Below are 9,922 nucleotides of genomic sequence, written 5' to 3'. Positions count from 1 at the left end.
AATTATCATTCCATGCTCGCTTTAGCATTTACTATGATGTGGCTACCAATGTGGGCTGATTAATATATATACTACAAAGATCAACAGCCCCTAGTGTGCCCGTAAACTCATCCCAAGCAATTAGCGAGGGAGGCAGTGATGTTGGCTTTTCGTCAAGGAGATCACGAACTGCTCCCGAGTCAGTGTTTACAAATTCGATAATTGAAGATAAATAAATCTCTGTTGCTGCATCAAATTGTTTTTTCCCCCAGCTTGTCTTGTATAAAAATTTAACTCTTTCGTTATTTTTACTTACACAATAAAGAGCTAGTACCAAAGAGTAATCGCTGTCAGGTACTTTTTTACTTGAGTTTCTAGATGTAATGATTTGATATCTATATTCTGGGTTTTTACCAAAATATTTTTTATAGACAGTCTCAAGAGACTTTTTAATTATTGGGTAACAATCTTCAGCGGTCCTATCGCCAAGTTTTTTCACAAATGATGCACCAAAAATAAATGCAATTGAAGTCATCATTACAAGGATTGCCGATACTTGAATACCTTGCGCTGGAGTTTGATGGAACTCTATATTATCTTCGAAAAAAGCTAAGTTATTTTTAAGATGTATGATTGCTTCTGTATCCATACCTTCTTCAAAAATAATATTAAATATCTGAGGGTTCATCCTTGCTTTCCTTGTGCATACAACAGCCTTACTCTAAGAACATTTTATCACTTTCACAAAATGCCCCTACAATGTGAACATCTATTAATAACAAACTAGATAAGTTTTTGCCAATTAAAAAATAGTTCACCTTTTGTAGCTTTATTTAGAATTAATTTAAAGCTGCCCATTTGTAGCATTGACTAAAGAGGCTTACGCGTTGGAGTCTAAATTAAGCCCCCTTTGCGAATACAACTTAAGTAACTAAAACCTAGTGGTGATGTCCGCCTTGAATAGCTTCACCCTGCTGGTTATAAAAACCTGTGGCGCTGTGTTCTATAAAACCAAGGTTTATCATTTTAGCTAAAAACGGGTCACCTTCGTTATCGCCAATGTCGGCGTAATCGGTGGTTTGAAAGCGATCCCACTGTGCAAATTGAGCGGTAATTAATGGCACCTCAGTGCTTACATTGTTAAGGCTTAGCAAGGTGGTTGTTTGGCTTTTTTTATTACTAATACTAAATGTTTTAACTAATTTTGAATGCGTAAAAAAGGCGAGGTTAAAGTCGTTGCCATTTTCGCTCAGTGTATAGTTTTTTACTTCATCACAGCCTGCGCCTTGTGTGCTTACTAACGTCATTTTTTCGATTAGGTGGTTATCCACCAGCTGACTTTTAGCACTCCAATTTTGTACGCCGCGTACCTCAGATGGCTGATATTCAATACCGCGTTGCTGGGCATTAAAGTAACGTATTGGTCGTATTTGATTATTAGCTAAATGCTGCCAAAGCTCGGTAATTATTTCACTTTGATGCGCTACTTGCTGATCGTTTCGCCAAAGGGTAAGTGACTCATTACTTTGTTGTGCTTTATGGCTGTTGGTAATTTTATAATCGGCTTTTAAATGCTTGGCATTAATATCACATTGCGAGGCAAAGCTACTTGTACTTACAAGCGTAGCAATTATTAATAACGCTTTTTTCATTTAGCTATCTCTTATTTATATTTCAAGTTTATGGCAATAACATAACGATTAAAAATGTCAGTTTAATGACAAAAAACCCGCACACGGTGCGGGTTTATCTATTTAGCTGTATTTAACTAAATGCATAACTAGCCGGTACTTACTGCGCTAGTTTTTCGTCTGCTGTTTTTACAAAATCAGCGGCAAAGTCCATTACATGGAATAAAAAGCTTTGCTCGTTTGTGCCTGTTACCAAGTGTGCACCTGGTCCCATTGCATAAACACCTACGTCTTCACCAGCATGTGTTTCTGAACCCAGTGGTACCAGAGCTTCTTGATGAAAACCCGGTGTTGTTGTATCAACATCGCTTAAATCAACACGCCCTGTAACCGGTGCAGCTAAGTAAGATGCATCAGCGTCGGTTTCATCGCCTAAATCTCTGTAGCCTAAACCGTTTGTATAACCCACTGTAGTGTATGGCATATCGTCGGCTGCAAGGCTTGGTTCTGTTTCGCCTACTGCAACTACTTTACCCAAAATTGGGTTACCGCGTTTAGGGTAACCGGCAATGGTAAATACATGACTGTGATCGGCAGTTACAACAATGAGTGTTTCTTCTGGATCGGTGTTTTCCATTGCCACTTTAACGGCTTTAGCAAGCTCAATAGTGTCGTTTAAGGCGTTATAAGCATTGCCCGCATGGTGTGCGTGGTCAATACGACCCGATTCAACCGTTAAGAAAAAACCTTGCTCGTTATTATCAAGCACGTTAATTGCTTTTTCGGTCATTTGTGAAAGCGAAGGCTCGCCTGCAACATCGTTAGCGCGGTCAGCTTCGTACTGCATGTGGGATTCGTTAAATAAGCCAAACACTTTTGTTGCGTCGTCACTTATTGCATCAAAACCGGTTTGATCCATTACGTAAGCGCCGTTTGGATATTGCGTTTTCCACTCTGCGGTTAAATCGCGGTTATCAGTTCGATCACCTTCAACAGCACTTACTGCATCGGCTGAATTAAACGCGGCATCTTTTGGTAAAAAGTGACGACGACCGCCGCCCATTACTACGTCAATACCGTCTACATCAACACCACTAAAGCGTGCTTCTAGGTTGGCTTCAAAGTTAACCAGTTGCGAGGCAATATCTTCACAATCGGTTTCTGACTCAGGCATATCGGAGATATCTTCCCAATTACGTTCTGCCGATTTAGCATACGTTGCTGCAGGTGTTGCGTGAGTAATACGCGCTGTAGAAATAATCCCTGTTGCTTTGCCTGCAATTTCAGCAAGTTCTAACGAGGTAACAAGTTCGTGCCCTTTGCCTGATGCACAATTACCACGCTCAACTGCTTCATCAATACCAATAACGCCTGCGTCGGTTTTAACACCCGATGCCATTGCGGTCATAGTTCCTGCTGAGTCTGGCGTTTGTGCATCTACGTTGTATGTTTTTACAAAGCCTGAAAAAGGCATGGTTTCAAAGCTTAACTGGTGCTCTTCACCCATTTCGCCCTCTAACTGACCCGCTAAAATACGTGCTGCGGTTATGGTAGAAATACCCATACCATCGCCAACAAATAAAATAACGTTTTTCGCTTTGCCTGATTCAGTAACAATGTTGCTGCTGGCTGTTTGTGCTGCACCTAATTTTGTTTGTGCTTCGCTATACCATGTATTGCTAGTGAGTGATGCCAGCTGCTCGCTTGTTAGCGAGGTTGCAGGTGCATTACACACTAAATTAGTTGAGTTAACTTCGTCGCTATCTAGCACGTCGTTATTATTACTATCTAGCCCGCTTTGAGTTTGCGTACCGCCATTAATACACAGCTCTGAGCCTACTGCGATTTGGTTATCTACCGTTAGTGTATTTATTTTATCGTCGTCATCTGAGCAACCTGCTAGCGCGACCATTACTGCCAAAGAAAGTACTGTTAATTTTTTCATGTTAGCCGCCATTATTACTGAGTTAGATCAAGAGCTTGATTAATTAAATGAAATACAACGTTTTGTTCAATTACACCCTGCGCTAACTGAGCACCAGGACCTTTAGCGTGCAAAGATATGTCTTCACCTGCGTGTGTTTCTGAACCCATTGGTACAGTTGCTTCTTGGTGAAAACCTGGGGTTGTTGTATCAACGCCATTTAGCTCAACACGCCCTGCTACAGCAGCACTTGTGTAACTTGCATCAGCATCGGTCTCACTGCCTAAGTTTCTAAAACCTAAACCATTTGCGTAACCGACTGTGGTGTACGGCATATCGTCGGCGGCTAGGCTTGGTGTTGTTTCGCCTACTGCAACTACTTGACCTAATATTGGATTACCACGCTTAGGGTAGCCTGCAATAGTAAATACATGGCTGTGATCGGCAGTGACTAAAATAAGGGTTTCTTCTGGATTGGTGTTATCTACCGCTGCTTGCACGGCTTTAGCAAACTCAATGGTGTCGTTAAGCGCGTTGTACGCATTACCTGCGTGGTGCGCGTGGTCAATTCGACCCGACTCAACTGTTAAGAAAAATCCATTATCGTTTTTACCAAGCACTTCAATTGCTTTAGTGGTCATATCGGTAAGCGAAGGTTCGCCCGCTACATCGTTTGCGCGGTCAGCTTCGTATTGCATGTGGGATTCGTTAAATAAACCAAATACTTTAGTGGCGTCATCTGCTATTGCATCAAAGCCTGTTTGATCCATCACGTACGTAGCATCAGGATATTGTGTTTGCCACTCAGTCACTAAGTTGCGCTCGTCAGTACGGTCGCCTTCTATAGCGCTCACTGCATCTGTTGAGTTAGCTGTTTCGTCTTTTGGTAAAAAGTGACGACGACCGCCACCCATTACAAAGTCAAGACCGTCTACGTCGGTACCTACAAATCGTGCTTCTAGGTTTTTTTCAAAGTTAACCAGTTGCGATGCAATGTCTTCACAGCCACCCGCTATCGCATCTTCTGGCATGTCTGATATATCTTCCCAATTACGATCAGCCGATTTAGCATAGGTTGCAGCTGGCGTTGCATGGGTAATACGCGCTGTAGAAATAATACCGGTAGATAGCCCTTTAATTTCAGCAAGCTCTGTAGCTGTAAGTAATTCATTACCTGTCACTGTTGAACACACGCCGCGTTCAATGTCTTCATCTACACCAATAACGCCCACATCGGTTTTTACACCCGAAATAATAGCCGTCATCGTGCCTGCTGAATCGGGAGTTTGCGCATCTACGTTATACGTTTTAACTTGTGCAGAGTATGGGAACTCTTCAAAGCTTAAATAACCTTCTTCGCCAGATTGGTTATTACGCTGCCCTTGCAAAATGCGCGCGGCGGTAAGTGTAGAAATACCCATGCCATCGCCCACAAATAAAATGACGTTTTTAGCTTTAGTGGCTTGTGTAGCCTGCGCTTGTGCTGTTTTTGTTGTTAGTTTAGTTTGCGCAGCGCTATACCAGCTGCTGTCTTTTTGGCTTTGCGGTAGTACATCAGCATGGCTAACTGCGCTAAACGCAAATGTTAGCGCGATTGCTGCAGCGACTTTTTTAATTTTCATCCGTAATTCCCATTGTTTAGTGGTTATTTTTAAATGTGTGACCACAAAAAAGATCAACCGCTGCACTATAGAAAACAGATGTGACTGATAAAGGTAATTTTGATGAAAGAAAAATGACTAAATTATGACAAGGATAAGTCAGGGGGTAGCGTGTAGCGTTAGCAGCGGGTTATATTTATTATTATTGCTTTAGACTTCGCTGCTCATATTCGCAGTTATGATATAAGTCTCGTTAATCACATAATTTTACATTACGATTAAAACCTTGAGCGCACGATATGTATTGCCTACAATAGCGCATAACTTTTTTAATACAGATGAAAAACCATGACAGATTCAACAAAACCAGCACTTCCTGATCAGCTTTCTATTAACCCACGTAGCAAGCATTACGTAGAAGCAGTATTCGACCACGATATTGGTGTACTTTTAAACGGTAAAGAACGTTTTGACGTAGAAGAATATTGCATCAGCGAAAGCTGGATTAAAGTTGCGGCACCAAAAGCTTTAGACCGTCGTGGTCAGCCATTACTTATAAAAGTAAAAGGCACTGTAGAAGTATTTTATAAATAACATCATTATCAAATGATGGTAATTTATAAATTTAATACAGCTAAAAAGATGCTTTTGCATCTTTTTTTATTTCAATTTTTGATGAAATAATATAAAACAGAAGCGACGTTATTAAATAGCATTTTTCTTATAATTGATAAGCAACAAGCCATTAACTAAAGAATCATATTAATGCAATTATCATTTATATCGAACCGAAATGAATTTTATTTATTAATTCACGACCAATAATAATTTGAATAACTTTTTAACCATCTAAAAAATATATTTTCGAGATAAATTATTCTCAAAGAAACTATGTTACTTCGAATACCATCACAGCTTTGTAGAGCTTTTATACTTACTTTTTATGTCTTTTCTGAATAGGTACATTTAATAATTATCTATTATTTTAATAGATCATAACTGTATTTTTAATTTTACAATTTTCGCTTACAAAAAAATTGAACTCTCAAGATATAAAAAGTTGAAAATCAACATTTATTATTAATTTACAACTAGATAGAAAAAAATTCATTGATGTAACTATTGAAAGTCAGACTGTTTTTATAAACGAAATAAACAGAAAAGATATTTAATTTATTTCAACCTTAATTCTGGATTAACCAAAATTAACAACTAAGCTAAATTATATTGTAAATATAAGGGTCTGTTTAGTTTATGAATTTTATTTCTATTTTGTTTCAGAAGTATAAAAAAGAATCTTCAAAAAAACGTTCTGAAACGTCTACATCATATAGGCACCTTATTGCCCTCGAGCCTCGCTTTATGTTTGATGCTGCTGGTGCAGTTACAGCTGTGGAAGTTGCTTCTGAACAAGTTGTAAATGCCCAAGTTAATGCATTTATGCAGGAAAATTTTTCAACTACAGAATCAGTTTTCATCGAAAATGAATCTACGCAATCATTCGACATAGCCCAGTTACCACCATCATCGAATCGAGCAAATGAAGATATTAATTCAACAGCTACTGAAGCCGAAGATGAAGTAACCGCCTACCCTATTGATGATTTTAAAAATAATGATCGAGTAGAAATCGCATTTATTGATCTCAGTATTGATAATGCAGATCAACTTGCTTCAGCATTAGACCCAAGTATAGAAATTATATTTATTGACTCAGAAAAAGGCGGAATTGAACAAATTGCTGATGCATTAGAAGGTCGTACAGACATTGATGCAATTCATATTCTCAGCCATGGTGACAAAGGCGTTTTGTCTATTGCCGGAACGCAAGTAACTGCCGATTCAATTAAAGGCGAACAAGCTTCTTTATTTTTACGTATTGGCCAAAGCTTATCAGAAGATGGCGATATGCTTGTATACGGCTGTAATTTTGCTGCGGGAGCCGAAGGTTCTGAAGCAATTAAAGCTCTTGCCGATACAACAAAAGCGGATATTGCTGCATCTAACAACATAACAGGCGCAGCAGATAAAGGTGGTGATTGGGTTCTCGAGACTCAGCTTGGTGAAATAAATAATGCAACTTTAGTTGCTGAAGATTTTTCAGGTACGCTTGAGACAACTCCAGTTAACACATCAGGTCCTCAAACGGGTGAGTATGTAGTTACTGCTGACGGTGTTATTACTATCACAATTCAAGGTGGTGATGGTGGCAACGGTAGTGGCTCAGACGGTGGTCAAGGTGCAACGGTAACAGGGACTTTTAATGTTACTGCAGGGCAAATTATCCGATTCGTTGTTGGTGAGGCTGGTGATCCTATTGATTCAGGTACGGGGACAAGTGCTGGCGGCGGTGGCAGCACTGGTGTATTTATTGATGATGTATTGGTACTTGTTGCTGGAGCTGGTGGCGGTGGTGATGATGCTATTGGCGGCGGTGGCGGCGGCGGTAATAGCGTTACTTTTGGCGACGATGGTAGCGGTGTCGCTGGCGGTGCAGCTGGAACAAATGGCAACGGCGGCGGTGGTACTGGCACTGCTGCGGGTTCAGGTGGCGGTGGTATTAATTCTGCTGGACAATCTGGATTAGGTACGGGTGGTTCTGCTGCAGACCTTACTCCTAACGATGGAGTTACTCTGGCAAATGGTGGTACTGGTGATTTAAGCGGTTCAGATGGCGGTAGAGGTTTAACTGGCGGTGGTGGCGCATCACCTTCATTTTCAGGTGGGGGTGGTGGTTATTCTGGCGGTGGTTCTGCCGGTGGAGATGGCGGCGGTGGCGGTGGCGGCTCGTTCGTTCACGCCTCTGCAATTTCAAACAGTGTAGTAGCAGGGACCGATGCTGCGGGCTCTGAATCAGATGGTAATATTAAGGTTTCACTTGAGGCGAATTCAGTCCCTGTTATATATTTAAATAATGATGGGGATACTGAAACAGCCGTAGGCTGGCAACACAACTCGCCATTCAATACACCTAGTGCAACCGACTTCAATAGCGGATCTGTAGTAAGTGGTAGTGATGAGATGTTTGGTCCTGGTCTTTCTGGAATTTATGATAATACAAGAGTACAGGTTGAAGGTGTAACAGCCAGCGACTTAGCAACAGCTCGTGCTAATCAAGATTTTATTCTATACGGTTTTACTACGGCATCAGATTTTGCTAACCCTGTTAGCATTAACGCAATATATAACGCCGACTGGATTGAAACTGTCGGTTATAAAATTGCAATTGATATTTCAAGCGATAATTTTACAACATTCAATACCCTGATAGAAGATCATCAAGCCGCCGTAGCTGGTGGTAGCACTTACGATGGTGTTTTTCAAAATATTGATCATTTTGAAATATCAGCAAACACAAACTATCAAATGCGCGTTTACCTATATGACAGTGATGGTGGAACGGTCATATTTGATGATTTACAAATTTTTACCACGAGTCCTGAATATAACTTTAATAATACTTTTACCGAAAATGGTCCTCCGGTAGCAATAGCTTCTACTGATATAGCTATAGATGACGACGATAATACAAATATGGCGTCTGCATCAATAGTATTGGCTAATCCTCAAACAGATGATCGATTACTTGTTAATGGTTCTGCCGCAACGAGTGGCACACTATCAAGCGGTATAACTTATACATTAACGAGTACAACCGTAACTCTTTCTGGTATAGCCACATTAGCTGATTACGAAGCTGCTATCCAAACAATTGAATTCGAAAATACTGGTGAAAATCCAAGTGAGATATCACGCAGTATTGAAGTAACAGTCAATGATAGTGAATCCAATTCTAATACTGCTATTGCAACTATTGAAGTTATTCCTGTTAATGATGCGCCAGTGGCGACGAATGATGGTCCGATCTCGGTTGATCAAAATACCCCTGTAAATGGGAATGTATTAACCAACGATACTGATGTTGATAGCGATACAATTACTGTGACGCAATTTGTAATTGCGGGTAATGGCACTGTTTATAATGCAGGAACGACTGCAACAATTAATGGTGTTGGTAGTTTATTAATTAATAATAACGGTACTTTTACCTTTACGCCTAATACGGACTATACAGGTCCTGTACCGAGTGCAACTTATACTATTTCTGATGGGGATGGCAGTACTGATACGGCAACACTTAGCTTTAGTAATGTGATTCCAGCCAACGATGCACCTATTGCTAACAATGATGGACCAGTTTCAGTAACTGAAGATACTCCAGTTAGTGGAAACGTACTAAGCAACGACACTGATGCCAATGGCGATACGCTTACGGTGACGCAATTTTTAATCGATGGAGATACAACGGTTTACAGTGCGGGAACGACAGCTGTGCTGGCCGGTATTGGTCGTTTATTAATGAATGCTAATGGGACTTTTACTTTTACGCCAGATACAAACTATAACGGTCCAGTGCCAAGCGCAACTTACACCATTACTGACAATAATGGCGGCACTGATACGGCAACACTTAGTTTTAGTAATGCGGTACCTGCTAATGATGCGCCTGAAGCTGTTAATGATGGTCCAATTTCAGTAACAGAAGATACCCCTGCCACTGGTAATGTACTTACTAATGACACTGATATCGATGGCGATACCCTAACGGTAACGCAGTTTATTATTGCGGGTGATACAGCGGTTTATACCGCCGGAACAACAGCAACCATTGCGGGCGTCGGTGCGTTACTCATTAATGCCGATGGTAGCTTTACCTTTACCCCTGCTACTAATTACACCGGCCCAGTGCCAAGTGCAACTTACACCATTACTGATAATAATGGCGC

General features: G+C 40.6%; 6 protein-coding genes. 2 read left to right on the top strand and 4 right to left on the bottom strand.

Annotated features, from left to right (window positions below; all coding sequences use genetic code 11):
* Positions 1 to 31 precede the first annotated feature (31 nt).
* The 4 genes from GQR56_RS20700 to GQR56_RS20685 all read right to left on the bottom strand — a co-directional run bounded on the left by GQR56_RS20700 (position 32) and on the right by GQR56_RS20685 (position 5,156).
* A complete protein-coding gene (locus GQR56_RS20700; protein WP_166115179.1) occupies positions 32 to 667 on the bottom strand; it encodes a hypothetical protein in 636 nt (211 codons plus the stop codon).
* 250 nt (positions 668 to 917) lie between these two features.
* Positions 918 to 1,631 (bottom strand): hypothetical protein, encoded by a 714-nt coding sequence (locus GQR56_RS20695; RefSeq protein ID WP_166115176.1) that lies wholly within the window; start codon positions 1,629 to 1,631, stop codon positions 918 to 920.
* Between the two features lie 139 nt (positions 1,632 to 1,770).
* On the bottom strand, positions 1,771 to 3,555 hold the full coding sequence (locus GQR56_RS20690) for an alkaline phosphatase (RefSeq protein ID WP_166115173.1): 1,785 nt from the start codon (positions 3,553 to 3,555) through the stop codon (positions 1,771 to 1,773).
* Positions 3,556 to 3,569: 14 nt separating this feature from the next.
* Positions 3,570 to 5,156, bottom strand: a complete 1,587-nt coding sequence (locus GQR56_RS20685) for an alkaline phosphatase (RefSeq protein ID WP_166115170.1) — start codon at positions 5,154 to 5,156, stop codon at positions 3,570 to 3,572.
* 327 nt (positions 5,157 to 5,483) lie between these two features.
* Between GQR56_RS20685 and GQR56_RS20680 the strand changes: the two genes are divergently transcribed.
* Positions 5,484 to 5,729: a DUF3297 family protein gene (locus GQR56_RS20680; protein WP_024610004.1), complete on the top strand. Its 246-nt coding sequence runs from the start codon at positions 5,484 to 5,486 to the stop codon at positions 5,727 to 5,729.
* A gap of 660 nt (positions 5,730 to 6,389) precedes the next feature.
* On the top strand, positions 6,390 to 9,922 hold a 3,533-nt coding region (locus GQR56_RS21665), incomplete at its 3' end, for a DUF4347 domain-containing protein (RefSeq protein ID WP_206018240.1).

Origin of the sequence: Pseudoalteromonas sp. Z9A5, from assembly GCF_011378875.1 — a bacterium.
Lineage (GTDB): Bacteria > Pseudomonadota > Gammaproteobacteria > Enterobacterales > Alteromonadaceae > Pseudoalteromonas.
This window is presented reverse-complemented; position numbering and strand designations above follow the sequence as displayed.

Excerpts from the sequence above, each read along its gene's own strand:
- GQR56_RS20700 (WP_166115179.1), bottom strand. The coding sequence starts at position 667 with ATGAACCCTCAGATATTTAATATTATTTTTGAAGAAGGTATGGATACA.
- GQR56_RS20695 (WP_166115176.1), bottom strand. The coding sequence starts at position 1,631 with ATGAAAAAAGCGTTATTAATAATTGCTACGCTTGTAAGTACAAGTAGC.
- GQR56_RS20690 (WP_166115173.1), bottom strand. The coding sequence starts at position 3,555 with ATGAAAAAATTAACAGTACTTTCTTTGGCAGTAATGGTCGCGCTAGCA.
- GQR56_RS20685 (WP_166115170.1), bottom strand. The coding sequence starts at position 5,156 with ATGAAAATTAAAAAAGTCGCTGCAGCAATCGCGCTAACATTTGCGTTT.
- GQR56_RS20680 (WP_024610004.1), top strand. The coding sequence starts at position 5,484 with ATGACAGATTCAACAAAACCAGCACTTCCTGATCAGCTTTCTATTAAC.